Source organism: Bordetella genomosp. 1 (assembly GCF_002261335.1).
Taxonomy (GTDB): Bacteria; Pseudomonadota; Gammaproteobacteria; order Burkholderiales; family Burkholderiaceae_B; genus Bordetella.
The window spans coordinates 1767927-1791907 of record NZ_NEVL01000003.1 but is presented as its reverse complement, the minus strand read 5'-3'; the positions used below and the strand labels follow the sequence as shown (position 1 = coordinate 1791907).

The window sequence follows — 23981 nt, the reverse complement described above, 5'->3', positions numbered from 1 at the left end:
CCATGTCGACCGACGAGCGACCGGAGTGGATGAAATCGGGCATGCCCCACATCTGGCTGCCCTATGCCCAGATGAAGACGGCGGCCGAGCCGCTGCCGGTGGTCGGCAGCGCGGGCAGCACGCTGACCCTGGCCGATGGCCGCACCCTGATCGACGGCGTGTCGTCGTGGTGGACCGCCTGCCATGGCTATAACCATCCGCACATCGCGGCAGCGGTGCACGCGCAGCTCGAGGCCATGCCGCACGTGATGTTCGGCGGCCTGACGCACGAGCCCGCGCTGCGCCTGGCGCGCCGCCTGTGCGAGCGGCTCGGCCCGGGGCTGGACCGGGTGTTCTACACCGATTCGGGCTCCGTGGCGGTCGAGGTGGCGATGAAGATGGCGCTGCAATACTGGCTCAACCAGGGCGAGCGCCAGCGCAGCCGCTTCGTCGCGTTTCGCGGCGGCTATCACGGCGACACGTTCGGCACGATGGCGGTCTGCGATCCGGACGAGGGCATGCATCGCATGTTCGGCGGCATGCTGGCGCAGCACGACATCCTGGCGCTGCCGCTGGACGAGGCCGACGACGCCGCGCTCGAGGCGCACCTGCGCACGCACGCGCATGCGCTGGCCGGCATCATCGTGGAGCCGCTGGTGCAGGGCGCGGGCGGCATGCTGCTGCATCCGCCGCGCGTGCTGGCCCGCCTGCGCGAGCTGGCCGACCGGCATGGGCTGCTGCTGATCTTCGACGAGATCTTCACCGGCTTCGGCCGCACCGGCACGATGTTCGCGTTCGAGCAGGCGGGCGTGAAGCCCGACATCATCACCCTTTCGAAGGCCCTGACCGGCGGCACGCTGCCGCTCGCCGCCACCGTGGCGAGCGCGCGGGTGTTCGACGCCTTCTGGTCCGACGACCCGACGCATGCGCTGATGCATGGGCCGACCTTCATGGGCAACGCGCTGGCGTGCGCGGCCGCGAATGCCTCGCTCGATTTGTTCGAGCAGGAGCCGCGGCTGGCCCAGGTGGCCGCCATCGAAGCGGCGCTGCGCGCGGGCCTGGCGCCGCTCGCCGCGCTGCCGTGGGTGCGCGCGGTGCGGGTGCTGGGCGCCATCGGCGCGGTCGAGCTCGATGGCATCGCCGACCGGGACGGCCTGCGGCGCCGCCTGGTCGAGGCCGGCGTGTGGGTGCGGCCATTCGGCAACATCGTCTACCTGACGCCCGCCTTCACCATCGCGCCGCAGGCCCTGCAGACGCTGCTGGCGGCGGTGGGCGAGGTGCTGGGCGCGCAGCGGCCCTGAGCGGCCGGCGGGCTTGACGCAGATCAAGCCGGGCGGCGGGCGGGGGCGCTACGCTCGCCCCCATGACCACGACTCCGTCCGCCGACGGCATGGCGGCCGCGCGCCGGCCCGCCGCCTCCATCTTCGCGCAGCCGGCTGCGCTCGCGCCCGCCGAGCGTCAGGTGCGGCGTCACGCGCTGGCGCGCCTGGGCGTGTCCTGGCTGGTGATGATGCAGGTGATGATGCTGGCCTGGCCCGGCTACCTGCGCGGCCAGGCCATGCCCGACGACGCCGCCTTCACGCTCGATCGCGCCATCGTGCTGATGAACTGGGCCAGCCTGGTGCTGACCGTGCCGGTGGTGCTGTATTGCGCCTGGCCCCTGTGGCGCGGCGCGTGGGCCAGCCTGCGGCAGGCGCGCGCCGGCATGGACGTGCCGGTGGCGCTCGGCATCGTCGGCGCCTTCCTGCCGAGCGCCTGGGCCACGTGGCGCCAGGCCGGCGAGGTCTATTTCGATTCGGTCACCATGTTCGTCGCCTTTCTGCTGGCGGCGCGCTACCTGGAGCTGTGCGCGCGCCAGCGCGTGGGGGGCGCGGATGCCGCGGCCCTCGGCGCCGCGCGGGATGGTGCCGCGCTGGATAGCGCCGCGCTGGACAGCGCCGCGCTGGACAGCGCCGCCCTGGCGCAACGGGCCGACCGCGTGGCCGCGCGCTTCGTCACCCTGCAGGTGCTGCTGGCGTTGCTGGCCGGCGCGGGCTGGGCCTGGGTCGAACCCGCGCACGCGGTGCCCGTGATGGTGGCTTTGCTGGTGATGAGCTGTCCGTGTGCCATGGCCATGGCGGTGCCGGCCACGCTGGCCGCGGCACGGGCCGCGCTGTTGCAGGCCGAACGCGACGGCGATGCCGCCGCGCTGCACGCCATTCCCCTGCGGGCGCGGCGCATCGCCCTGCAGAATCTGTATGGCTCGTTGATCTGGCACCTCCTGATGGTGCCGCCCGCGCTGGTGGGCTGGGTCACGCCCTGGCTGGCGGCGCTCGCCATGCTGCTGTCCACCGTCGCGGTGGCGCTCAACGCCTGGCGCCTGGCGCGCCGCCGCGCGCCGCGGGCGGCGGCCCCTTTGGCGCAGGCCTCCTGAGGCGCGCCATGGACATTCTCTATCTGCTCCTGCCGGTGTCGCTGATCTTCGTGCTGGCGATCGGCGTCGCGCTGTGGTGGGCGGTGTTCAACGGGCAGTTCGACGACAGCGAAAACGAAGGCTTGTCGATCCTGCGCGACAAGGACGTCTGAAAGTTCCGCATCGCTTCCGTGCCGCTTGATTTGCATCAAGCCCCCTCGACCGGCCCGCGCGCATCATCCGATTCGTAAATGAACGTTTCGATGTTCCGGTTTCTTGAGGGGAAGTCTGATGAGCGATGGCACTGTCCGCGCGCAGGACGAAGCGGCGCCGCATGAACAATTCAACTACACGGTGGTGCGCCAGTTCGCGCTGATGACCATCGTGTGGGGCATCGTCGGCATGTCCGTCGGTGTATTGATCGCGGCGCAACTGATCTGGCCGCAATTGAATTTCGACACCGCATGGCTGAGCTACGGCCGCCTGCGCCCGCTGCATACCAACGCGGTGATCTTCGCGTTCGGCGGCAGCGCCCTGTTCGCCACCTCGTACTACGTGGTGCAGCGGACCTGTCAGGTGCGCCTGTTCTGTGCGCCGCTGGCCGCCTTCACCTTCTGGGGCTGGCAACTCGTGATCGTGGCCGCGGCCATCACGCTGCCGCTGGGCATCACGAGCAGCAAGGAATACGCCGAGCTCGAGTGGCCCATCGACATCCTGATCACCGCGGTGTGGGTGGCCTACGCGGTGGTGTTCTTCGGCACCATCGTCAAGCGCCGGGTGCGCCACATCTACGTGGCCAACTGGTTCTTCGGCTCCTACATCCTGACGATCGCCGTCCTGCACATCTTCAACAACATCGAAATGCCGGTGTCGCTGTGGAAGTCGTATTCGGCCTACGCGGGCGTGCAGGACGCAATGGTGCAGTGGTGGTATGGCCACAACGCCGTGGGCTTCTTCCTGACCACGAGCTTCCTGGGCATGATGTATTACTTCGTGCCCAAGCAGGCCGGCCGCCCGATCTACTCGTACCGCCTGTCGATCGTGCACTTCTGGGCGCTGGCGTTCACCTACATGTGGGCCGGCCCGCATCACCTGCTCTACACCTCGCTGCCCGACTGGACCCAGTCGCTCGGCATGACCTTCTCGCTGATCCTGCTGGCGCCGTCGTGGGGCGGCATGATCAACGGCATCATGACGCTGCAGGGCGCCTGGCACAAGCTGCGCACCGACCCGATCCTGAAGTTCCTGGTCACCGCGCTGTCGTTCTACGGCATGTCGACCTTCGAGGGTTCGATGATGTCGATCCGCACCGTCAACTCGCTGTCGCACTACACCGACTGGACCATCGGCCACGTGCATTCGGGCTCGCTCGGCTGGGTCGCGATGATCACCTTCGGTTCGCTCTATTACCTGATCCCGCGTCTCTACGGCCGCGAGCGCATGTACAGCGTGCGCGCCATCGAGCTGCACTTCTGGCTCGCCACCGTCGGCGTGGTGCTCTACATCGCCGCGATGTGGACGGCCGGCGTGCAGCAGGGCCTGATGTGGCGCGACATGGGGGCCGACGGCCTGCCGGTCTACAGCTTCGTCGAGGAGCTCAAGACGCGCGTGCCGTATTACCTGATCCGTGTCATGGGCGGCGCGCTGTATCTCGCCGGCATGTGGGTGATGGCCTGGAACGTCTGGCGCACCGTGCGCGGCGAGCGCCCGGTCAATCCGGTGGTGCCGCCCGTTCCGCTCACCGCGCCGAGCCCGGTGGCGGCCCCCGCGCCCGCGACGGCCTGAAGGAGACGCCGACATGAGCCAACCACAATCCAAGCCGCGTTTCTTCTCGCACCAGACCCTCGAACGCAACATCGGCCTGATGATCATCGCCAGCATCCTGGTGGTGTCGTTCGCCGGCCTGGTGCAGATCGTGCCGCTGTTCTTCCAGCACTCGACCACCAATGCGGCGCCCGGCGTGAAGCCGTACGAGGCGCTGACCCTGATCGGCCGCGACATCTACATCCGCGAAGGCTGTGTGGGCTGTCACTCGCAGCAGGTGCGCATGCTGCAATCGGAGGTGCAGCGCTACGGCGCCTACTCGCTGTCGTCGGAGTCGGTGTTCGACCATCCGTTCCTGTGGGGCTCCAAGCGCACCGGCCCCGATCTCGCACGCGTGGGCGAGCGCTACACGGACGAATGGCACCGCATCCATCTGCGCGATCCGCGCGCCGCGGTGCCCGAGTCCAACATGCCCGCCTATCCCTGGCTGCAGCATGCGAGCGTGGCGCAGGCCGACGTGCAGGACCGCATGCGTGCGCTGCGCCGTCTGGGCGTGCCCTACGACGACGCCACCATCGAGGCCGCGCCCGCGGCGCTGGCCGGCAAGACCGAGGAAGACGCGCTGATCGCATACCTGCAGGGGCTCGGCGTGGCCGCGCGCCGGCAGGCGGCCGCGGCGGCGGCCGCAGCGGCCACGCCCGCAGCCGGTACGCCCGCAGCCGGTACGCCCGCTGCCGGTACGCCCGCTGCCGGTACTGCTGCCAAGGAGTGACGCGATGCTGATGCTTTCGAGTGTGATCACGGCCCTGTCGATGGCGACGTTCCTGGGCATCGTGTGGTGGGCGTGGTCGCGTCACCGCCAGCCCGCCAACGCCGCGTCGGCCCTGCTGCCGTTTGCCTTGCCGGACGAGGGCGCTGAAGCCGCGCCGGCCCAACCCAATGTGTCGGGGACGCCATGAGCGATTTCGTCAACGGTTTCTGGAGCTACTTCATCGGCATCATCGCCGTGGGTGGCATCGTGTGGTGCCTGTGGCTGCTGTACACGCAGCGCCGCTGGCTGGGCGAACGCCCGGCCGCGGGCCAGGTCGAGGACACCGGCCATGTGTGGGACGGCGACCTGACCGAGCTCAACAATCCGGTGCCGCGCTGGTGGACCTGGATGTACCTGCTGCTCTGTGTCTTCGCGCTCGCCTACCTGGTGCTGTTTCCGGGCCTGGGCGAGTACAAGGGCGTGCTGGGCTACACCACCGCCGGCGAGGTGGCGCAGCAGCAGGAGGCGCAGCGCGAGGCGGTGCGGCCGCTGTATGCGCGCTTCGAAGGCATGAGCGTGCCCGAGCTGGCCGGCGACATCCCGGCGCGCGAGGTGGGCCAGCGGCTCTTCCTCAGCACCTGCTCGCAGTGCCACGGCTCGGATGCGCGCGGCGCGCCCGGCTTCCCCAATCTCACCGACGGCGACTGGCTGCATGGCGGCACGCCCGAGGCGATCGAGACCACCATCCGCGACGGCCGTCACGGCATCATGCCGCCCTGGGGCAGCGTGGTCGACGTGCGCATGGCTACCGACATCGCGCATTACGTGCGCTCGCTGTCGGGCCTGGCGTCCGACCCGGTGAGGGTGTTCCGCGGCAAGCGCGAGTTCGGCAACTACTGCGTCGCCTGTCATGGCGTGGATGGCAAGGGCAACCAGGCGCTGGGCGCGCCCAACCTGACCGACGCGGTGTGGCTGTACGGCAGCTCGGAGGCCGCCATCGTGCGCACCATCCGCGAAGGCCGCAACAACCAGATGCCGGCCCACAAGGACGTGCTCACGCCCGAGCAGATCCGGCTGCTGACCGCCTGGGTGTGGGGGCTGTCGAACCAGCCCGGCGCCCAGGCCGGCGTCGCTTCCGCGGAGGCTCGCCAATGAGCGACTCTCCTCTGATGATGCCTGCCGACGTGGCTGCAATCGCGGGCGACGCCGTCCGCACGGGCCTGCGCCCGCGCGGCGATGCCGCGGCCGACGCCGTCGTGGCCGAGGGGCCGGTGTGCCGGCTGCTGCTGGCACGCACCGCGTGCGCGTGGGGTCTGATGCCGGCCGCGTCCGCCGTGGCCCTGGCGCTGTCATGACGCAGCGCGCCGTTTCCCCCCCGCCCGACGCCGCCACGGCAAGTGCGGCGGCAAGTGCGGCGGCAAGTGCGGCCGCACCGGGGCTGCCGCCCGCCGGTGCCCCGGCCGAGCCGCCCCCCGGGCTGTGGCGTCCGGCGCCGCCACCCGCCAACTCGGTCGAGAGCCGGCTGGCGGAGGTGCGCATCAAGGTCTACCCCCGCTCGGTGAGCGGCACGTTCGCGCACTGGCGCATCGTGTTCGTGGTCCTGACCCAGCTGATCTTCTACGGCCTGCCGTGGGTGCAGTGGGAGGGGCGCCAGGCCGTGCTGTTCGACCTCGGCGCGCGCAAGTTCTATCTGTTCGGCCTGGTGCTGTGGCCGCAGGACGTGGTGTACCTGGCGGTGCTGCTGGTGATCAGCGCGCTGGCGCTGTTTCTGTTCACGGCGGTGGCCGGCCGGCTGTTCTGCGGCTATGCCTGTCCGCAGACGGTCTATACCGAGATCTTCATGTGGATCGAGCGCCGCATCGAGGGCGATCGCATCGCCCGCATCCGGCTCGACGAATCGCCCTGGACGGCGCGCAAGATCCGGCTCAAGGTCGGCAAGCACGCGCTCTGGATCCTGCTCGCCTGGTGGACCGGCTCGACCTTCATCGGCTACTTCGCGCCGATCCGCGACCTGGGCCACCAGCTGTTCACGCTGCAGCTCGGCGCATGGCAGTGGTTCTGGATGCTGTTCTACGGCTTTGCCACCTGGGGCAACGCGGGCTTCATGCGCGAGCAGGTGTGCAAGTACATGTGCCCCTACGCCCGCTTCCAGAGCGTGATGGTCGACCGCGACACCTTCGTGGTCACGTACGACCGCGTGCGGGGCGAGCCGCGCGGCGGCCGCTCGCGCAAGATCGACCATCGCGGCGCCGGCATGGGCGACTGCGTGGATTGCAGCCTCTGCGTGCAGGTCTGCCCGACCGGCATCGACATCCGCGACGGCCTGCAATACATGTGCATCGGTTGCGGCGCGTGCATCGACGCGTGCAACCAGGTCATGGCCAAGATGCAGTATCCCGCCGGCCTGATTCGCTACACCTCCGAGCGTGCCATCGACGACGGGCTCGACGCGCGCGCCGCGCGGCGGCGCCTGTGGCGTCCGCGCATCCTGATCTATGGCGGCCTGGTGCTGCTGTTGGTGTTCGGCCTGCTGAGCAGCCTGGCCGTGCGCAGCCCCTTGCGGGTAGACGTCATCCGCGACCGCGGCGTGCTGGCGCGCGAGGTGCCCGGCGGCCAGATCGAAAACATCTACCGGCTGCAGTTCATCAACACTTCCGACGAAGCGTTGCGCCTGCAACTGTCTGCCAGCGGCCTGCCGGGCCTGAGCGTGCGCACCATGCCGTCCGAGAGCGCCGACGTGCGGGTGCCTGCCGCGAGCAATCTGCTGGTGCCGGTCGTGGTGCGGGCGCCGCTGGACGCCGCCGCGCCCGGCTCGCATCCCATCCGCTTCGAGATGCGCAGCGTCGAGGGCAGCGCGGGACCGCAGCTCGACCTGAACGAAGCGGCCAGCTTCTACCTGCCGCAATGAACCCCGAGGAGAACCCCTCCATGACGACGCCTCAAGACGTGCGCCCCTGGTGGCGCGAACCCTGGCCCTGGATCCTGATGGCGGGCCCCGCGGCCGCGCTGGTGGGCTGCATCGTCACCATCGTCCTGGCCTACACCTGGCACCCCGACACGCCCATCACCGAAGGCGCCGTGCGGCGCGGGCTGGTGGTGGAGAAGGCGCCCGACGCGGCGCATCCGGCCGCGGCCGTGCCGGCGCCGCGCCGGCCCTGAAGGAGAGACGCGCATGCGCCTGCGGGCACGTACCCTGATGTGGATTCTGTGGCCGGCCTTCATGGCCGCGGCGGCGGGCAGCGCGCTGGTCTTCGCGCTGGTGGACCCGCTCGACGTCGCCGTGCTGGGCCGGGCCGTCACCGGCCGCATGGGCTTTTACTCGGTGTTCTTCCTGGTGTCGTGGGCGATCACGACGGGCGCGTGCGCGCTCACGGCCTGGTTGCTGCCGGCGCGCGAGCCCGACGAGGAGTACGAAGACTAGGGCGGCGCGCGTGGCGCTCGCGCCACAAAAATCACTTGCGATTAAATAGCGCGCTATATAAAATGGCTTCCATCATGAACACCAAGGTCGATCCCAAACCCGCCAGCCGTACGCGCGGCAGCCAGGCCCAGAGCGGGCCCGATACGCTGTTGCTCGACGACCAGCTGTGCTTTGCCCTGCACTCCACCGTGCTGGCGATGAACAAGCTGTATCGCAAGCTGCTGGCCCGTCTGGAGCTGACCTATCCGCAATACCTGGTGATGATGGTGCTCTGGGAGCGCGATGGCGTGAGCCTTTCCGATATCGGCAAGCGCCTGTTCCTGGATTCGGCCACGCTCACGCCCCTGCTCAAGCGGATGGAATCCGCCGGGCTGCTCAAGCGGGTGCGGGCCGAAGACGACGAGCGCCACATCGTCATCACGCTCACGCCGGCGGGCAGGGCATTGCGCGCCAAGGCCACCCAGGTTCCGACCGAGGTGGGCTGCGCGCTGGCCTGCCCCGTGGAGGAACTCGCGCAGCTCAAGCAGCAGCTCGAGTCCCTGCGCGACCGGATGGCCGGGTATGTGGAGTGATGTTCGTGTTTTTTCGTGGCCCAAATATATAGTGCGCTATTTAATCGTTTGCGATAGTATTTGTTCCACAGCCGTTCCGCGTTACTCAACCTTCATAGCGTCGTACCCAATCTTTCAGGAGTTTCACCATGTCGATCGAAAAAGTCCTCTACACCGCCCACGCCAAAGCCACCGGTGGCCGTGACGGCCGCGCCGTGTCCTCCGACAACGTGCTGGACGTGCGCCTGACCACCCCGCGCGAACTGGGTGGCGCCGGCGGCGATGGCACCAACCCCGAGCAGCTGTTCGCGGCCGGCTACTCGGCCTGCTTCCTGGGCGCGCTGAAGTTCGTGGCCGGCAAGGAAAAGATCGCGCTGGGCAATGACGTGTCGATCGAAGGCGCGGTCGGCATCGGCGCCATCCCCACCGGCTTCGGCATCGAAGTCGAACTGAAGATCTCGCTGCCGGGCCTGGATCGCGCCGTGGCCGAGTCGCTGGTCGAGAAGGCCCACATCGTGTGCCCGTACTCGAACGCCACCCGTGGCAACATCGACGTCACGCTGACGCTGGTGTAATCGCGCCGCGCGCATGAATGACAACGGGCCGCGCAAGCGGCCCGTTGTCATTGCGGCAGGCGGTGGGGCTCAGCCGTAGGTCTGGGCCGGCACCGCGCGCACGAACGGGCCATAGCCCGGCTGGGTGTCCGGCGCGGCGCCGCGCGTCATGATGACGGGCGTCTCGTCGGTGGCGAAGCCGCGCGCGCGCAGCGCGTCGGCCAGCGTGGTCTGGGCCGGCGCCAGGTCGATGCGCAGCGCGGTGCAGCCCGGCTGACGGGCCGCGGAGCGCGCGACCGACTCGATCAGCGCCAGCGCGTCTTCGTCGTTGCGGGCGATCACCGGGCCGATGACGGTGAGCGGGCCCTGCGGCACGCCGAGCGCGTAGCCGCTGGGCGCGCCGCCGGAGTCGAGCGCCAGGAAGGCGCTGTGGGCCTGGGCGCGGCGCGCCAGCACCAGCGCGGCACGGCGCGCGCCGGTGGCGGCCGCGTCGAGCGCCTCGAGCGTGGCGTTGTCGTCGGGGCGGGCGGGCAGGATGCGGTCGGCCGGTGCGGCCGGCGCGCCGGCATACCAGTCGAGGCCGTCGAGCGGGGCACTCATTTTCTCGATGCGGCCGGTGGCCTGGTAGCCCAGCGCGGCATAGAGCGGTTCGCCGGCCTCGGTGGCGATCAGGCTGACCGGGCGGCCCTCGGGCAGCGTCTGGTGCAGCATCTCCATCAGCGCGCGGCCGATGCCGCGACGCTGCCAGTCGGGCAGGATCATGATGGCGCCGATGGCGGCATAGCTGCCGAAATCGAAGGCGCCGCCGGCGGCGATCAGGGCCGGCTCGCCGGATTGGCCGCGCACGCCGAACAGTCTGCCGGCGGCAAGCTGGCTGGCGAAGTCGGCGGCGGAGAAGCGCCAGTCGACCGCGCGGCTCAATGCCACCAGCGCGTCGGTGTCGGCCGCGCTCAGTTCCTCGAAGCGAAATTGTGTCATGGGATAGAAGAGGGGGCGGCGCCAGAGTCGGCCGCCCCGGCATTCTAACGGGTCCGTGTGACGCGCGGATTGGCCGGGCTAATTGCAACGGATAGTTCGACGTGAGTGAACAATTGCGCTGCGACGTTTCGTTAGAATCCCTGGTTGAACTCTCCAAAAGGGGTCTGCGTGCAGACTGATTCCGTTATTTCCGTGCAGGGTCTGTCCAAGACCTATGCCTCCGGCCACCAGGCGCTCAAGCAGATCGACCTGGAAATCCGCCGCGGCGAGATCTTCGCCCTGCTGGGGCCCAACGGCGCCGGCAAGACCACCCTGATCAGCATCATCTGCGGCATCGTGAACGCGAGCGGGGGCCGCGTGCTGGCCGACGGCCACGACAACGTCACCGACTACCGCGCCGCGCGCGATGCGATCGGCCTGGTGCCGCAGGAAATCACCACCGACGTGTTCGAGACGGTCTGGAACACGGTGTCCTTCTCGCGCGGCCTGTTCGGCAAGCGTGCCAATCCGGCCCACATCGAGCGCGTGCTGCGCGACCTGTCGCTGTGGGACAAGAAGGACAGCCGCATCATGGCCCTGTCGGGTGGCATGAAGCGGCGCGTGATGATCGCCAAGGCGCTCTCGCACGAGCCGCGCATCCTGTTCCTCGACGAGCCCACCGCCGGCGTCGACGTGGAGCTGCGCCGCGGCATGTGGGACATGGTGCGGCGCCTGCGCGAGCAGGGCGTGACCATCATCCTCACCACGCACTACATCGAGGAGGCGCAGGAAATGGCCGACCGGGTGGGCGTGATCCGCAAGGGCGAGATCATCCTGGTGGAAGAGACGCGCAAGCTGATGCAGAAGCTGGGCAAGAAGCAGCTGCGCCTGGCGCTCGCCGCGCCGCTGGCGGCCGTGCCCGCCGCGCTCGCCGATTTCGCCCTGGAGCTGTCGGCCGACGGCCGCGAGCTGGTCTACACCTACGATACGCAGCGCGACGCGGGCGCGCTGATGCGGCTGCTGCGCGAGATCGACCAGCAGGGCATCGCCTACTCCGATTTGTCGTCGTCCGAGAGCTCGCTCGAGGACATCTTCGTCAGCCTGGTACACGAACAATCATGAACTGGTACGGCATCCGCGCCATCTACAGCTTTGAAATGGCCCGCGCCTGGCGCACGCTCATGCAGAGCGTCGCCTCGCCGGTGATCTCCACCTCGCTCTATTTCGTGGTGTTCGGTTCGGCCATCGGTTCGCACATGGTGCAGATCGGGGGCGTGAGCTACGGCGCCTTCATCGTGCCCGGCATGATCATGCTGTCGCTGCTGACGCAGAGCGTGGCGAACGCCTCGTTCGGCATCTACATGCCACGCTTCTCGGGCACCATCTACGAGATCCACTCGGCGCCGATCTCCTACGTGGAGGTGGTGGCCGGCTACGTGGGGGCGGCCGCGACCAAGAGCATCATGCTGGGCCTCATCATGCTGGCCACCGCGCGGCTGTTCGTCGACTTCAGCATCGCGCACCCGATCTTCATGCTGGCGTTCCTGGTGCTGACCGCGATCACGTTCAGCCTGTTCGGCTTCATCATCGGCGTCTGGGCCGACAACTTCGAGAAGCTGCAGATCATTCCGCTGATGATCATCACGCCGCTGACCTTCCTGGGCGGCACCTTCTACTCGATCCAGATGCTGCCGCCGTTCTGGCAGAAGGTCACGCTGGCCAACCCGGTGGTCTACCTGGTGAGCGGCTTCCGCTGGAGCTTCTACGGCGTGTCGGATGTGAACGTGGGCGTGAGCATCGGCATGACGCTGCTGTTCCTGACCGTCTGCGTGCTCACGGTGCGCTGGATCTTCAAGACGGGCTACCGGCTCAAGAGCTGAGCGCGCGGGCGGGGCCGGCCGGCCCCGCCGCGATCGGGCACCGGCTCAGGCGGTGGCCGGGATCTGGAGGGCGGCGTCGTGGAACTGCCGCGCCGGCATCGGCTTGCCGAGCAGAAAGCCCTGCAGCGAGTCGCAGCCGAGTTCGGTCAGGAAGTGCTGCTGGGCCGCCGTCTCCACGCCTTCGGCCACGATCTTCAGATTGAGTTTCTGGCCCAGCGCGATGATGGCCGAGACGATGGCCGCGTCTTCCTGGTCGTGTTCGAGCTGGCTGATGAAGCCGCGATCGATCTTGAGCTCGGAGGCGGGCAGGCGCTTGAGGTAGAGCAGGCTCGAATAGCCGGTGCCGAAGTCGTCGATGGAAATCGACACGCCCAGGTCGGAGAGCTCGCGCAGCACCGCCAGGCTGGCCTCGGCATCGCGCATGGCCGTGGTCTCGGTGATTTCGATGGCCAGGCAGGCCGGCGGCAGGTCGTAGCGCTCGAGCGTGCCGCGGATGCTGTCCACCAGGTCGACCTGCGAGAACTGCAGCGCCGACAGATTGACCGCCACGGTCCAGTCGGTGTGGCCCGCGGTGCGCCATTCGCGCATCTGGCGGCAGGCTTCGTCCAGCACCCATTCGCCGATCGAGAAGATCAGGCCGGTGCGCTCGGCGATGGGAATGAACACGCCCGGCGCGATCAGGCCGCGCTGAGGGTGGTTCCAGCGCAGCAGGGCTTCGGCGCCCACGATGGGGCCTGCCGGCGCCACGAACTTGGGCTGGTAATAGAGCTCGAACTCGCCACGCGCGCGCGCCTGCCGCAGGTCCTGCAGCAGTTGCAGCTGCTCGCGCGCGTCTTCGTTCATCGAGGGCTCGAAGAAGCTGTAGCGGCGGCCGCTGCCCAGGCGCTTGGCGTGGTACATCGCCGCGTCGGCCTGCGTGAGCAGGGTGTGGTGCTCGCTGGCGTCGTTGGGATAGATCGCGATGCCCACGCTGGCCGCCACCGTGACCTCCTGGCCCAGCACTTCGGCGGGCCGGCCCAGCAGGTCGATCAGGCGTTCGGCGAGGTTGGCCGCGTCGGTGGGTTCGACCACGTCGGCCACCACCACGAATTCGTCGCCGCCCAGGCGCGCCACGCAGTCCTGCGCCCGCAGACCCTCCTTGATGCGCTCGGCCAGGACCTGCAGCAGCAGGTCGCCGGCCTGGTGGCCGTAGGCGTCGTTCACGGCCTTGAAGCCGTCGAGGTCGAGAAACAGCACGGCGAAATGGCCGCGGTTGTCGCGCGCGCGTCCGATCGCCTGCTTGAGGCGTTCTTCGAGCAGGGCCCGGTTGGGCAGCTGGGTGAGCGCGTCGTGCAGCGCCATGTGCACCAGCTCCTGGTTGGCCTCTGCCAGCGAGGAGGCCAGCGCCGAGGTGCGGGCTTCGAGGCGGGTGTCGAGCACGGCCACGACCAGCGCGATCGCCAGCACGCTGAGCGTGACCGCCGTGACCGACACGGCCAGCCAGCCGGCGCTTATTCCGCTGTTGGCGGCCAGGCAGATGCTGTCGGGCGCGAAGCGCGCGGCCGCCATGCCGGTGTAGTGCATGCCGACGATGGCCACGCCCATCACGACCGCGGCGCAGAGCCGGTAGGCGGGGGCGCCCGGACGGTTGTGGCGCAGCACGTGCGTGATCCAGAGGGCGGCGCCCGAGGCCAGCACGGCCACCACCACCGACAGCGCGAACAGCAGCGGCGAGTACTCGATGGCCGGATACATGCGCATGGCGGCCATGCCGACGTAGTGCATGGCGGCGATGCCCGCGCCCATCAGCAGCGCGGCGCCCATCAGGCGGCCGGTGGGAAGCTCGGGCTGGGTCACGACCCACAGCGCGAAGATCGAGCAGACGATCGCGATGCCGAGCGAGAGCAGGGTGAGGTCGAGGTCGTAGCCCAGCGGCACCGGCAGGCTGAACGCGAGCATGCCGACGAAGTGCATCGACCACACCCCCAGGCCCATGGCGCAGGCGCCGCCCACCAGCCAGCAGCGCGATGCCCATCCCTGGGCGGCCGCCACGCGGCTTGCCATGCCCAGGGCGGTGTAGGACGCCAGGATTGCCACCATCAGCGACACCAGCACCAACGTGGCGTCGTAGTTACCAACAAGCATTGAAAGCCTCAGCGGTGTGCGGCGCAACGGGCCGGGCACAAGGGGGGAGGGAAGAGTCGGGGTGTCCGGGGCAGGCTTGCGAGCCCATTGGCTAACGGGCCTATCGACTCACGCGCCTGCTGACGCACGAGCCTGCTGACTCACGAGTCGCCAGGGCGCCGGACAGGACGGCAAGGGTAGCCTATTTCAAAATATTCCGCGATGCGTGAAACCCTGCCGGATGGCGCGATGGCCGCAGCGTCGGCGCGCGGCTGTTGCGGCGATCCCCGTAGGGCAAAAGCGTGCAGTCGGCAGGACAGGAGGGCGGCCGGCCTGAGACGATGACGAGGTACGGCGAACGCCCGCCGGCGCCCCGGTATCGCGGCGGCGCAAGACTCGGAACAAAGGCGTGTTTCCTCCTGATAAGCCCGGAATATAATTATTCAAACTTGTCGGAAGTATTTATGATCCTGTCCGCCTTTGTTCCTGTCGCCGAAGCCGCCTTCATCGGCAACGTGACCGCGTCCCAGCTCAACCGGCTGGTCGACGAAAACCTGGTGCCCGAGCCGTTGTTGCTCCGGGAGCAAGGCAGGCGCCGCCATGCCCGCTTGCTGGCCGCGCTGGCGGGCTTCTTCTTCGAATCCGAAGCCGTGCTCACGCAGGCCGCGCGCACCCAGGTCCTCGCCACGCTGATGCGGCGTATCGCCGCCGCGCCGCGGCCGGAGGCCGTGCTGGCGCTCTGCGACACACAGACGATCGACTGGCGCGTGGCGCTGCCCGGCGCCGCTCAGATCGTCGTCGATCTGTCGCTTGTCGTGGCCCGGGCGGTGGCGCGCGCCGGGCAGGTGGACCGGGCCCGCGCCCTGATCGTGGCCCGGCCCGACACGCTGGGCGGCGCGCCGTGTTTTGCCGGAACGCGGATCCCCCTGCAGGTGGTCCAGGATTCGCTGGCGCAGGCCATCTCCAGCGAGCGTCTGCTGGCGGCCTATCCCGCGCTCACGCCCGCGCATCTCGAGGCGGCACGGCTGCTGGGCCGGATCGCACCGGCACGGGGCCGGCCCCGCCGCCTGAAAGATCACTTCGCGACCGAGCCGGTCGCCCCTCGCATCGAGACCGCCGACGCGCCGTGATCCTGCGCTTCCTGATCGACGAGTGCTTGTCGCCCTCGCTGGTGCATCAGGCGATTCGGGCAGGTCACTACGATTCGACCTGCGTGCGCGACCGAGGCTGGACGGGCAAGACCGATGCCCAGTTGATGCGGCTGATCGTCGCGCATGATTTCACGCTCGTCACGCTCAATGCCTTCGACTTCCGGGGCCACGGCGCTCGGCGGCCGGGGGGCTGCATGGCGCACAGCCGCTCCATGCCGGCCTCGTCTGCCTCAGCGCGTCCGACGGCCTGAACCTCGATCGGCAGACGGCGCTGTTTTCGCATGCCCTGGATTACCTGGCTGCGGCCGGCACGGACTGGATCAATCGCGCACTCGAGGTGCACCAGCGGCGCGATGGCTCCATCGCTGTCGAGGTCTACGCGCTCCCGCCGGCCTGATCGGCAGGGCCGGTGCCGGCCGGCGCGCGTTGCGCCAGCTCGCGCAGCAGCCGCACCGCGTTGCGCGCCGCGGTCGAGCGTTCGTGGCGGCGGTAGGCCATGTCGAGCAGCGCGCGCGGCGCGTCGCCGCGGATCGGGCGGTACTCGATCCCCTCGGCGCCCATGTGCCGCATCGCCGAGGGCACCACCGAGATGCCGACGCCGGCTGCCACCAGGCTGATGATGGACGCCATCTGCGGCGCCTCCTGGATCACGCGCGGGGTGAATCCCGCGCGCTGGCAGGCGCCCAGGATCGCGTCGTACAGGCCCGCGCCGATCGGGCGCGGATAGAGCACGAAGGCTTCTTCGGCCAGCGCCTGCATCGGCACCGCGCGGCGGCGGCACAGGGCGTGGCCGGGCGGCAGCGCCACCAGCATCGGTTCGTCCAGCACCCGTTCGCTGGCGTAGTCCGGCTCGAGCTGATAGGGCGGGCGCACGAAGGCCACGTCGACCTCGCCCTTGCGCAGGTTCTGCAGCAGGGCCTGCGTGTTGCTCTCCGACAGCGAGATGTGCACGCCGGGGTAGCGATCGCGATAGGCGCGGATGCCCTGCGGCAGATACGGATGGAACACGGCGGAGGCGGTGAAGCCGACCGCCACCGAACCGCGCTCGCCCTGGCCCAGGCGGCGCGCGGTGTCGACGGCGCGGTCGGCGGCCGACAGGATCGCGCGCGCATCTTCCAGGAATTGGCCGCCGGCCTCGGTCAGGGCGACGCCGCGCGGCAGGCGCAGCAGCAGCGGCGTGCCGAGCTCGCGTTCGAGCTGCTGGATCTGCAGCGACAGCGGCGGCTGGCCGATGCCGAGCCGCGCCGCGGCGCGGGTGAAGTGCAGCTCCTCCGCGACCGCCACGAAATAGCGCAGGTGACGCAGTTCCATTTTTTAAATGAATGAATAGGTCCAGTTCTATATATTGGACAAATGCAGGGGAGAAGTCTACTTTGACGGGGCGGGCATGTGGCCCGCGCACGTCGAGATCGTCATGTCACCCCAGTCTTCCCCTGCCAGCCAGTCCGCCCCGGGCACCGAGGCCGGCCAGGGTTATCTGCGCCGCGGCACGCCCGAGCTGCATCGGGCCCAATGGGCATTGTTCGCCGCCGGCTTTGCCACCTTTTCCCTGCTGTACTGCGTGCAGCCGCTGATGCCGCTGTTCACGCATGCCTTCAACGTGTCGCCGGCGCAGAGCAGCCTGTCGCTGTCGCTCGCCACGGGCCTGCTCGCGTTCGCCATCTTCGTGGTGGGCCTCTGGTCGCAGGCCTTGCCGCGCAAGGGCGTGATGGCGGTGTCGCTGTTCGCCTCGGCGCTGCTGTCGACGCTGGCGGCCTTCGCGCCCGACTGGCATTCGCTGCTGGTGTTGCGCGCGCTGCAGGGCATCGCGATGGGCGGCGTGCCGGCCGTGGCCATGGCCTACCTGGCCGAGGAAGTGGAACCCGAGACGCTCGGTTTCGCCATGGGCCTCTATATCAGCGGCAGCGCGTTCGGCGGCCTGACGGGCCGCATCGTGACGGGCGTGGTGTCCGATCACCTGGGCTGGCGCATGGCGCTCGGCACGCTGGGCGTGCTCGGCCTGGTGGCGGCCGCGCTGTTCCTGTGGCTGCTGCCCGCGTCGCGCCGCTTCGTGCCGCGCCGGGGCAATGGCTGGCAGGAGGCGCGCACGGGGCTGATGGCGCATCTGAAGAACGGCCCGCTGGTGTGCCTGTTCCTGCTGGGCGGGCTGCTGATGGGCGCCTTCGTCACGGTCTACAACTACGTGGGCTTCCGCCTGCTGGCGCCGCCGTTCTCGCTGTCGCAGTCCTTCATCGGCGCGATCTTCGTGGTCTATCTGGTCGGCATCTTCGCCTCGACCTGCTTCGGCCGCCTGGCCGACCGCCACGGCCGCGGGCCCATGCTGGTGGCGGGCGCCACGCTGACCATGGCGGGCCTGCTGCTCACGCTGTCGAACAATCTGGCGGTGCTGGTCGCCGGCATCATCGTCTTCACCTTCGGTTTCTTCGCCTCGCATGCCGTGGCCAGCGGCTGGGTCGGGCAGATGGCGCGCGGCTACAAGGCCCAGGCCGCCTCGCTTTACCTGCTGGTGTATTACCTCGGCTCCAGCGTGCTCGGCGCGGTGGGGGGCAAGAGCTGGGCCCATGCGGGCTGGACCGGCGTGGCCGAGCTCACGGGCGCCTTCCTGGTGGTGGCGCTGGCCGTGGCCGCCACCCTGTGCTGGCGCAGCGTGCGCCAGGCACGCATCAATGAGGCCGTCGCCATGGACCGGGTTGGCTCCTGAGGTCCGGCGCTGGCCGATGCTGCAGGGCTGCCCCATGGGCAGCCCTTTTTTTGCGTCCCGCCGCGCCGAATGACTCGTGGTAGAGTGCGGCCCGCCGCGCGCCCTTCGGGCCGCCCGGCATCCGGATGGACGAGAGAAGCGAGGTTGTAGGTGTTGAGGGTGGAGACCTGTATGCGCGTGGGCCGGCGCCTGCGCGCCGCGCTGCTGATGACGGCGCTGCTTTGGGGCATGACCGGCCCGGCGGGCGCGCAGCCGCAGCCGCGCGGGCTGGGCGAGGAGCCGCAGGTGCGCGCCGGCCTGCTCGACCTGCTCGGCTATGCGCGCGGCAGCTACACCATGCCGCAGGCACTCGTGCTGACCCAGGTGCTGCAGGCGGTGCATTCCGAGGCCGACCGCAAGCGCATCGCGCTCGAGGGCGGCGCCTATCTGCTCGCCTCGCTCGACGAGACCACCCTGGGCCGCGACCGCGCGGCCCTGCTGTTCGACGCGCAGGACCGGCTGCAGGGCGTGGGCCTGGTCAACGGCCAGTGCCACCTCGGCGAGGAAGGCCTGCTCGACTGCCGCGCCGAGGATCATGCCTGGCTGTCGGTGTTCGTGCCGGCGCGCGCCCCGCGCGACCGCGACGCCGGCATCGTGGCGGCGCTCGGCCGCTGGGCCGCGCAGGCGCCGACCAGCGCGCGCACCGGCGAGGCGCCGGCCGCGCAACGCATCTCGAACGTCGAGGTGGTGCCGGTGGACGGTGCGGCCCAGACCTGGGGCACGGCCCAGCTGCCGCCCGGCTTTCCGCTGGCGTTCGTGGCGCTGGCGCCCGGCCACGTGGCGCTCGAGACCGCGGCGGGCAGGGGCGCCTACACCTTTCCGCCGGCGCTGGCGGGGCTGCCCCTCGTCAACGACTGGGACGAGCAGGAGGGGCGGCCCATGCGCGAGTTCGAGTTGAGCTGGCGCAGCTACACCCCGTATGCCGCGGTCTATGCACAAAGCCTGAGCCGGGCCGGCGGCGCGCGGCTGCAGCGCGGTTTTCACGCCGCCGTGATGAGCGGCGAGCGCGACGGCTACAGCTACATGCTGAAGCTCGAGGACGAGGGCGTGGCCGGCGTGCTGATCACGCTGGCGCTGTGGCGCGGTACGTTGCCGCAGCCCTGAACCCGGCCTGAATGCCGCGTTAACGCTCGCTTGACGGCCGCGCCCGCATAATGACCTGGCCGTCCGCAAGGGCGGCCATGTTCGCGCCGGCCATGCAGGTCCGGCGCACCTGTCCGGGTGCCTTGCTCATGTCGCGCGACGCCACGCTTTCTGTCGAGATTTCCCCGCGTCCCTGGGCGCTGTGCCTGGCCGTGCTGGCCACCGGCGTGGGCGCGGGCCTGGCCGGGATGGCGCTGGGCATGCTGCTGCACGCCGTGCAGCACCTGGCCTACGGCTACGGCGCGCTGGGCCACGAGACCTTTCTGCAGGGCGCCAGCGCCGCGCCGCCGTGGCGCCGCGTGGCCGCGCTGATGGCCGCGGGCCTCGTCGCCGGGCTCGGCTGGTGGGCGCTCTACCGCTATGGCCGCCAGCTGGTGAGCGTGCGGGCCGCGGCCGGCGCCGACGCGCCCGACATGCCGGTGCGCAGTACCCTCGCGCACGTGCTGCTGCAGATCGTGACCGTCGGCCTGGGCTCGCCCCTGGGACGCGAGGTGGCGCCGCGCGAGGCCGGCGCGCTGTGGGCCGGGCGGGTGGCGCGCCGCCTGGCGCTGCCGCAGGCGCAGCGGCGTATCCTGGTGGCGTGCGGCGCGGGCGCGGGCCTGGCCGCGGTCTACAACGTGCCGCTGGCCGGCGCCCTGTTCGTGCTCGAAGTCCTGCTCGGCACCTTCGATCGCGGTGCGGCGCTGATGGCGCTGGCGACCTCGGCCATCGCGGCCGCCGTGGCGTGGATCGGCCTGGGCAATCAGATTCAATATGCGCTGCCGCCGCTCGCGCTGGACTGGCCGATCGCCATCGCGGCATTGATCGGCGGCCCGCTGTTCGGCCTGGCCGGCCAGGCATTTGCGCGCGCAACCAGTGCGGCGCGGCGCGCGGCCCCGCGCGACGCGCGGCTGCCCGCGCTGGTGCTGCTGAATTTCGCGGGCATCGCCTGTCTCGCCGTGGTGTTGCCGGCGCTGCTGGGCAATGGCAAGGGCCCGGTGCAGCTCAGCCTCGATGCCGGCCTGCCGCTGGCGGGCGCGCTGCTGTTGCTGGTGCTGCGCGTGCTGATCACCGTGAGCACGCTGCGCGCGGGCGCCGAGGGTGGGCTGCTCACACCGGGGCTCGCGGTCGGCGCCCTGCTGGCACTGGTGCTGGCGCAGGCCGTCAATCTCGCGGCGGGCGGCGCGTGGTCGCTCAGCCCGTCCGCCTTCGCGCTGATCGGCGCCACCGCATTCCTGGCGGTCTCGATGGACATGCCGCTCACGGCGCTGGTGCTGATGCTGGAGTTCACCGGCGCACCGCACACGATGCTGGCGCCGCTCGGCGTCGCCGTGGCGGGCGCGGTGATGGCGGCCCGCTGGGACACGCGCCGGCGTGCGCGGGTTGCGCTGCGGCGCAATGTTGCGTGAGCAGGCAGCAAACGATTCATATGCGGCGAATTTCCCTTGGAAAAGCAGGAACTTCATCGAATGTGCGAACAGACCTGTTATAAAACGCGGCTTGATGGAGCCAATTCATTGGCATGGAAGCAAGGGCGTGGACAAGGGAATGATTTTCAGCCTGCCGTCGTGGCGATTGACCCGATGGCTGACCGATGGGGGTGCCGATACCCCGGCTGAGATCCGTGTCGCCCTGATCGCAAGTCTTTTCGGTACATTGCCGATCTTTGCCGGCGGCGTCATCAACACCGTGATGATCTCGGCGGTGGTGGTGTGGCGCAATCCCGTGCCCCTCTACGTCTCGTGGCTGGTGCTCGAGATCCTGCTGGCCGTGGTGCGCGTGGCGGTGTTGCGCAACTCCTTGCGCGCCGCGCGCCGCGGCGAGCCCACCCAGACCGACCTCTACCTCACCCTCGCATTGCTGTGGGCCTTCAGCGTGGGCTACGGCGTGCTCATCACCTTCCTGAACGGCGACTGGCTCGCGGCAACGCTGGCCGGCGTGTCTTGCGGCGCGATGGCGGGCGGTATCTGCTTTCGCAACTATGGCGCGCCGCGCCTGGTCGGCGCGATGATCCTGCTGAGCCTCGGGCCCATGTGCCTGGGGGCGCTGTTCACGGGCGAGTGGGTGATGGTGATCGTGTTCATCCAGGTGCCGTTCTATCTGATCAGCATGACCATCGCGTCGCATCGGCTCAATCGCATCCTCGTGGCCACGATGCTGGCCGAACGCGAGAACGACCGGCGCGCGAGCGAGGATCCGCTCACCGGCCTGGCCAATCGCACCGGTCTGCTGACCGCCCTCGACCGCGTCTGCGCCGGGGCGCGCAAGCGCGAGCAGTGCGGCGCGCTGCTGTATCTCGACCTCGACGACTTCAAGATCATCAACGACAGCCACGGTCATGCCGCGGGCGACCAGGTGCTGCGCACGCTGGCTGCCCGCATGCGATCCATGTTGCGGGTGGGAGATGTGGCTGCCCGGATGGGCGGCGACGAGTTCGTGCTGCTGGCGACGGGCGTGATGCCCGATGCCGCGCAGCGCCTGGCCGACCACCTGATGCACGACCTCGCGCAGCCGATCACGCTGGATGACGGCACACGGGTCGAGGTGGGGGTGTCGGTGGGCGTCGCGATGATCGACGCCAGCCATGCGGACGCGCAAGGCGTGCTGGTGGCCGCCGATACCGCGCTTTACCGGGCCAAGGCGCAGGGCGGGATGCGCTGCGCCTTCGCCGAAGGCTCGCCGGAACTCGCTGAAGCGCTCGCCTGAGGCGCCTCAGCCGGCGTCCTTGAGCATGGCGTAAAGCTGGTCCTTGAGATGCAGCTTTTCCTTCTTGAGCTTCTCGATATCCAGCGGCGTTGCCTGCTCGCGTCCGCGTTCCATTTTCTGGATCTGCTCGTCGAGTTCGCCGTGCCGGCTGTACATCCGCGAGAAATGCGGATTGGCGCCGTTGAGCTTCGATATCAAGTCTTGATACTCAGGGAACATAAGGACCTCCTGGGGTGAAACGTCCGCGCCCCGGCGACGAGCGCGCGGACCGGATAGAGACCGTGTTCTGAATCAGACCAGTATAGGCCAAGGTCGTTCGCACAATAAAAGGGACGCGGCGATACGGCGGCCCCGCCCGGGAGCGGGGCCGCCGCAGCGCGCTAGCGGGCGGCGCGCAGGGCGAGGGCGAGGCCGGCCAGGATGGCCGCCATGCCCGCCACCGACTGCGGCGCCGGCACGTTGCCGAGCAGCAGCCAGTCCAGCGCCGCGGTGCCCAGCGGCACCAGGTAGAACAGGCTGGTCACGTTCACCAGATTGCCCGCCGCGATGAGGCGGTAGAACAGCAGGGTGGCGCCGACCGAGATGACCAGCCCCAGCCACGCCAGCGTCCACGCCAGCCCGAAGCCGGGCACGAGCCAGAGCGGCTCCGTCGGCGCGAGCGCCAGGCACAGCCCCAGGCTGAGCGCGTATTGCAGCGGCAGGCCGGTGAGGGGATCCTGGCCGCTGCGCTTCTGCAGGATCGCACCGGCGCTGATGCAGAACAGCGCGCCCAGGGCGTACAGCATGCCGGCCACGCCCAGGCCGTCCAGACGCATGCCTTGCCACACCACCAGCACCAGGCCGGCGAGCGCCAGCGCCAGGCCGAGCGCGCGCAGCGGCGCGATGCGGCGCTCCGTGACCAGCAGGGTCACGAGCGGCTGCACGCCGAGCACGGTCGCCAGCACGCCGGGCGTGAGCCCGTGCGCCAGCGCGAGCAGATAGCAGACGGTGTAGCCGCCCAGCATGAAGAGCCCGGCGCGCGCCACGGCCAGGCGCGCGCCGCGCGGCGGCAGCCAGCGCTTGCGCCGCCACGCGATGAGCACGAGCGCGGCCAGCGCCACCACGAAACGCAGCAGCAGAAAGGCAAACGGGCTGGCATAGGCCAGGCTGAGCTTGGCGACGATGGCGCCGCTGCTCCAGGCGAGCACGAACAATGAAGTGGACCCATAGGCGGTCCAGGCCTGATGACGATTCATCTTGTACATATCCTGTCGGGACAAGACGGCTTTCCGCGACCGGCGCGCGCACGCGCAGGCCCGCCACAAGCGGCGGCAACGACGGAAAGGGCTTGGGTGGGGCGGAGCCCCGGGGATCAGTGCCGCGGCGGCGCGACGGCCGCCATCACGGCGGGCGGCGAAACACCGCGCACCACGGCGGGCGGGGCGACGACGCCATGCACCACGGCGGGCGGCGACACGACGCACGACACGACCACCGGCGGCGAGACGACGCCGACCTGGCGCCGCGGCGCGGGCGGCGGGGTGCCGGCGCGGGCGGGCGGACCTGCGACGGCAACGCGCGAGGCCACGCGTGCGGGCACGCCGCGCGAGGGCGCGGCGGGCGGGCTGAGCGTGAATCGGGCGTGCATGGCGGCGGGTCGATCCTGGGGTGATCCGGAGCCGCGGGTGCGGCGCCGACAGGGGACAACGGCACAAACCGTTGAGTCCGCAACCAAGATACCGTCCGGCCGCGGGCCGGTCAAGCCAGATCGAGGCGCGCCCCGCGCCGTCCCGCGCCGGACGCGGCGGAACCGTTGCGCCTGCAACCGGCTGCCGCAACCCGCTGCTGCAACCCGCTGCTGCAACCCACGCTTGCAACGCGCGCTCGCAACCCGGATCCACGACCCGGATCCTCCACTCCCCGGCGCGGCC

General features: G+C 69.8%; 27 protein-coding genes. 21 read left to right on the top strand and 6 right to left on the bottom strand.

Annotated features, from left to right (window positions below):
• Positions 1 to 2: 2 nt before the first annotated feature.
• The 13 genes from CEG14_RS16550 to CEG14_RS16490 all read left to right on the top strand — a co-directional run bounded on the left by CEG14_RS16550 (position 3) and on the right by CEG14_RS16490 (position 9433).
• Positions 3 to 1280, top strand: a complete 1278-nt coding sequence (locus CEG14_RS16550) for an adenosylmethionine--8-amino-7-oxononanoate transaminase (protein ID WP_176461521.1) — start codon at positions 3 to 5, stop codon at positions 1278 to 1280.
• Positions 1281 to 1369: 89 nt separating this feature from the next.
• The gene (locus CEG14_RS16545) at positions 1370 to 2392 is read left to right on the top strand and encodes a P-type ATPase (protein WP_094827594.1); all 1023 of its coding nucleotides are present in this window, start codon (positions 1370 to 1372) and stop codon (positions 2390 to 2392) included.
• Positions 2393 to 2400: 8 nt separating this feature from the next.
• A complete protein-coding gene (gene ccoS, locus CEG14_RS16540) occupies positions 2401 to 2544 on the top strand; it encodes a cbb3-type cytochrome oxidase assembly protein CcoS (protein ID WP_094827388.1) in 144 nt (47 codons plus the stop codon).
• A gap of 118 nt (positions 2545 to 2662) precedes the next feature.
• The gene (ccoN, locus tag CEG14_RS16535; protein ID WP_094827387.1) at positions 2663 to 4156 is read left to right on the top strand and encodes a cytochrome-c oxidase, cbb3-type subunit I; all 1494 of its coding nucleotides are present in this window, start codon (positions 2663 to 2665) and stop codon (positions 4154 to 4156) included.
• A 13-nt stretch (positions 4157 to 4169) separates the two neighbouring features.
• On the top strand, positions 4170 to 4907 hold the full coding sequence (ccoO, locus tag CEG14_RS16530; protein WP_094827386.1) for a cytochrome-c oxidase, cbb3-type subunit II: 738 nt from the start codon (positions 4170 to 4172) through the stop codon (positions 4905 to 4907).
• Between the two features lie 4 nt (positions 4908 to 4911).
• A complete protein-coding gene (locus CEG14_RS16525; RefSeq protein WP_094827385.1) occupies positions 4912 to 5094 on the top strand; it encodes a cbb3-type cytochrome oxidase subunit 3 in 183 nt (60 codons plus the stop codon).
• Entirely contained in the window at positions 5091 to 6041 is a 951-nt protein-coding gene (gene ccoP / locus CEG14_RS16520) for a cytochrome-c oxidase, cbb3-type subunit III (protein ID WP_094827384.1), read from the top strand. Before CEG14_RS16525 ends, ccoP begins: the two co-directional genes overlap by 4 nt.
• Entirely contained in the window at positions 6038 to 6241 is a 204-nt protein-coding gene (locus tag CEG14_RS16515; RefSeq protein WP_143277230.1) for a hypothetical protein, read from the top strand. The genes ccoP and CEG14_RS16515 overlap by 4 nt, the downstream gene beginning before the upstream one ends.
• Complete coding sequence (ccoG, locus tag CEG14_RS16510; RefSeq protein WP_094827382.1) at positions 6238 to 7794, top strand: cytochrome c oxidase accessory protein CcoG; 1557 nt, start codon at positions 6238 to 6240, stop codon at positions 7792 to 7794. Before CEG14_RS16515 ends, ccoG begins: the two co-directional genes overlap by 4 nt.
• 20 nt (positions 7795 to 7814) lie before the next feature.
• Positions 7815 to 8045 (top strand): hypothetical protein, encoded by a 231-nt coding sequence (locus CEG14_RS16505; RefSeq protein WP_094827381.1) that lies wholly within the window; start codon positions 7815 to 7817, stop codon positions 8043 to 8045.
• A gap of 19 nt (positions 8046 to 8064) precedes the next feature.
• The gene (locus CEG14_RS16500) at positions 8065 to 8307 is read left to right on the top strand and encodes a hypothetical protein (protein WP_094827593.1); all 243 of its coding nucleotides are present in this window, start codon (positions 8065 to 8067) and stop codon (positions 8305 to 8307) included.
• 62 nt (positions 8308 to 8369) lie between these two features.
• The gene (locus tag CEG14_RS16495) at positions 8370 to 8879 is read left to right on the top strand and encodes a MarR family winged helix-turn-helix transcriptional regulator (RefSeq protein ID WP_256985754.1); all 510 of its coding nucleotides are present in this window, start codon (positions 8370 to 8372) and stop codon (positions 8877 to 8879) included.
• 128 nt (positions 8880 to 9007) lie between these two features.
• A complete protein-coding gene (locus tag CEG14_RS16490; protein ID WP_094827379.1) occupies positions 9008 to 9433 on the top strand; it encodes an organic hydroperoxide resistance protein in 426 nt (141 codons plus the stop codon).
• Between the two features lie 69 nt (positions 9434 to 9502).
• On the opposite strand, the gene CEG14_RS16485 is transcribed toward CEG14_RS16490, so the two are convergent.
• A complete protein-coding gene (locus CEG14_RS16485) occupies positions 9503 to 10390 on the bottom strand; it encodes a GNAT family N-acetyltransferase (RefSeq protein ID WP_094827378.1) in 888 nt (295 codons plus the stop codon).
• A gap of 168 nt (positions 10391 to 10558) precedes the next feature.
• On the opposite strand from CEG14_RS16485, the gene CEG14_RS16480 reads away from it, so the two are divergent.
• Positions 10559 to 11491, top strand: coding sequence for an ABC transporter ATP-binding protein (locus CEG14_RS16480; protein ID WP_094827377.1), 933 nt, complete (start codon positions 10559 to 10561; stop codon positions 11489 to 11491).
• A complete protein-coding gene (locus tag CEG14_RS16475) occupies positions 11488 to 12249 on the top strand; it encodes an ABC transporter permease (RefSeq protein ID WP_094827376.1) in 762 nt (253 codons plus the stop codon). Before CEG14_RS16480 ends, CEG14_RS16475 begins: the two co-directional genes overlap by 4 nt.
• 45 nt (positions 12250 to 12294) lie before the next feature.
• Here CEG14_RS16475 and CEG14_RS16470 read toward each other — a convergent pair whose 3' ends face one another.
• Positions 12295 to 14373 (bottom strand): putative bifunctional diguanylate cyclase/phosphodiesterase, encoded by a 2079-nt coding sequence (locus tag CEG14_RS16470; protein ID WP_094827375.1) that lies wholly within the window; start codon positions 14371 to 14373, stop codon positions 12295 to 12297.
• Positions 14374 to 14816: 443 nt separating this feature from the next.
• Here CEG14_RS16470 and CEG14_RS16465 point away from each other — a divergent pair, with 443 nt between their 5' ends.
• Together CEG14_RS16465 and CEG14_RS16460 are read left to right on the top strand one after the other, a co-directional pair.
• The gene (locus CEG14_RS16465) at positions 14817 to 15482 is read left to right on the top strand and encodes a DUF433 domain-containing protein (protein WP_179280613.1); all 666 of its coding nucleotides are present in this window, start codon (positions 14817 to 14819) and stop codon (positions 15480 to 15482) included.
• Positions 15479 to 15754 carry a DUF5615 family PIN-like protein gene (locus tag CEG14_RS16460; protein WP_256985753.1) on the top strand — a complete coding sequence of 92 codons (276 nt, stop codon included), beginning with the start codon at positions 15479 to 15481 and terminating at the stop codon, positions 15752 to 15754. Before CEG14_RS16465 ends, CEG14_RS16460 begins: the two co-directional genes overlap by 4 nt.
• A gap of 124 nt (positions 15755 to 15878) precedes the next feature.
• Here CEG14_RS16460 and CEG14_RS16455 read toward each other — a convergent pair whose 3' ends face one another.
• Positions 15879 to 16814 carry a LysR substrate-binding domain-containing protein gene (locus CEG14_RS16455; protein WP_094827373.1) on the bottom strand — a complete coding sequence of 312 codons (936 nt, stop codon included), beginning with the start codon at positions 16812 to 16814 and terminating at the stop codon, positions 15879 to 15881.
• Between the two features lie 103 nt (positions 16815 to 16917).
• Between CEG14_RS16455 and CEG14_RS16450 the strand changes: the two genes are divergently transcribed.
• The 4 genes from CEG14_RS16450 to CEG14_RS16435 all read left to right on the top strand — a co-directional run bounded on the left by CEG14_RS16450 (position 16918) and on the right by CEG14_RS16435 (position 22071).
• Entirely contained in the window at positions 16918 to 18204 is a 1287-nt protein-coding gene (locus tag CEG14_RS16450) for an MFS transporter (RefSeq protein WP_094827592.1), read from the top strand.
• Positions 18205 to 18363: 159 nt separating this feature from the next.
• Entirely contained in the window at positions 18364 to 19347 is a 984-nt protein-coding gene (locus tag CEG14_RS16445; protein WP_141243363.1) for a hypothetical protein, read from the top strand.
• A 128-nt stretch (positions 19348 to 19475) separates the two neighbouring features.
• Entirely contained in the window at positions 19476 to 20774 is a 1299-nt protein-coding gene (locus CEG14_RS16440; RefSeq protein ID WP_094827591.1) for a chloride channel protein, read from the top strand.
• 139 nt (positions 20775 to 20913) lie between these two features.
• Positions 20914 to 22071: a GGDEF domain-containing protein gene (locus CEG14_RS16435; RefSeq protein WP_094827371.1), complete on the top strand. Its 1158-nt coding sequence runs from the start codon at positions 20914 to 20916 to the stop codon at positions 22069 to 22071.
• 6 nt (positions 22072 to 22077) lie between these two features.
• Here the strand turns inward: CEG14_RS16435 and CEG14_RS16430 are convergent, their stop codons facing one another.
• The 3 genes from CEG14_RS16430 to CEG14_RS16420 form a co-directional block, all read right to left on the bottom strand.
• The gene (locus CEG14_RS16430) at positions 22078 to 22290 is read right to left on the bottom strand and encodes a YdcH family protein (RefSeq protein WP_094827370.1); all 213 of its coding nucleotides are present in this window, start codon (positions 22288 to 22290) and stop codon (positions 22078 to 22080) included.
• Between the two features lie 161 nt (positions 22291 to 22451).
• A complete protein-coding gene (locus CEG14_RS16425; RefSeq protein WP_094827590.1) occupies positions 22452 to 23306 on the bottom strand; it encodes a DMT family transporter in 855 nt (284 codons plus the stop codon).
• 116 nt (positions 23307 to 23422) lie between these two features.
• Complete coding sequence (locus CEG14_RS16420; RefSeq protein ID WP_094827369.1) at positions 23423 to 23698, bottom strand: hypothetical protein; 276 nt, start codon at positions 23696 to 23698, stop codon at positions 23423 to 23425.
• Positions 23699 to 23981: the final 283 nt, after the last annotated feature.

Coding starts and splice junctions, on each gene's coding strand:
- CEG14_RS16550 (WP_176461521.1), top strand. CDS start 3: ATGTCGACCGACGAGCGACCGGAGTGGATGAAATCGGGCATGCCCCAC.
- CEG14_RS16545 (WP_094827594.1), top strand. CDS start 1,370: ATGGCGGCCGCGCGCCGGCCCGCCGCCTCCATCTTCGCGCAGCCGGCT.
- ccoS (WP_094827388.1), top strand. CDS start 2,401: ATGGACATTCTCTATCTGCTCCTGCCGGTGTCGCTGATCTTCGTGCTG.
- ccoN (WP_094827387.1), top strand. CDS start 2,663: ATGAGCGATGGCACTGTCCGCGCGCAGGACGAAGCGGCGCCGCATGAA.
- ccoO (WP_094827386.1), top strand. CDS start 4,170: ATGAGCCAACCACAATCCAAGCCGCGTTTCTTCTCGCACCAGACCCTC.
- CEG14_RS16525 (WP_094827385.1), top strand. CDS start 4,912: ATGCTGATGCTTTCGAGTGTGATCACGGCCCTGTCGATGGCGACGTTC.
- ccoP (WP_094827384.1), top strand. CDS start 5,091: ATGAGCGATTTCGTCAACGGTTTCTGGAGCTACTTCATCGGCATCATC.
- CEG14_RS16515 (WP_143277230.1), top strand. CDS start 6,038: ATGAGCGACTCTCCTCTGATGATGCCTGCCGACGTGGCTGCAATCGCG.
- ccoG (WP_094827382.1), top strand. CDS start 6,238: ATGACGCAGCGCGCCGTTTCCCCCCCGCCCGACGCCGCCACGGCAAGT.
- CEG14_RS16505 (WP_094827381.1), top strand. CDS start 7,815: ATGACGACGCCTCAAGACGTGCGCCCCTGGTGGCGCGAACCCTGGCCC.
- CEG14_RS16495 (WP_256985754.1), top strand. CDS start 8,370: ATGGCTTCCATCATGAACACCAAGGTCGATCCCAAACCCGCCAGCCGT.
- CEG14_RS16490 (WP_094827379.1), top strand. CDS start 9,008: ATGTCGATCGAAAAAGTCCTCTACACCGCCCACGCCAAAGCCACCGGT.
- CEG14_RS16485 (WP_094827378.1), bottom strand. CDS start 10,390: ATGACACAATTTCGCTTCGAGGAACTGAGCGCGGCCGACACCGACGCG.
- CEG14_RS16475 (WP_094827376.1), top strand. CDS start 11,488: ATGAACTGGTACGGCATCCGCGCCATCTACAGCTTTGAAATGGCCCGC.
- CEG14_RS16470 (WP_094827375.1), bottom strand. CDS start 14,373: ATGCTTGTTGGTAACTACGACGCCACGTTGGTGCTGGTGTCGCTGATG.
- CEG14_RS16465 (WP_179280613.1), top strand. CDS start 14,817: ATGATCCTGTCCGCCTTTGTTCCTGTCGCCGAAGCCGCCTTCATCGGC.
- CEG14_RS16455 (WP_094827373.1), bottom strand. CDS start 16,814: ATGGAACTGCGTCACCTGCGCTATTTCGTGGCGGTCGCGGAGGAGCTG.
- CEG14_RS16450 (WP_094827592.1), top strand. CDS start 16,918: ATGTCACCCCAGTCTTCCCCTGCCAGCCAGTCCGCCCCGGGCACCGAG.
- CEG14_RS16440 (WP_094827591.1), top strand. CDS start 19,476: ATGTCGCGCGACGCCACGCTTTCTGTCGAGATTTCCCCGCGTCCCTGG.
- CEG14_RS16435 (WP_094827371.1), top strand. CDS start 20,914: ATGATTTTCAGCCTGCCGTCGTGGCGATTGACCCGATGGCTGACCGAT.
- CEG14_RS16430 (WP_094827370.1), bottom strand. CDS start 22,290: ATGTTCCCTGAGTATCAAGACTTGATATCGAAGCTCAACGGCGCCAAT.
- CEG14_RS16425 (WP_094827590.1), bottom strand. CDS start 23,306: ATGAATCGTCATCAGGCCTGGACCGCCTATGGGTCCACTTCATTGTTC.
- CEG14_RS16420 (WP_094827369.1), bottom strand. CDS start 23,698: ATGCACGCCCGATTCACGCTCAGCCCGCCCGCCGCGCCCTCGCGCGGC.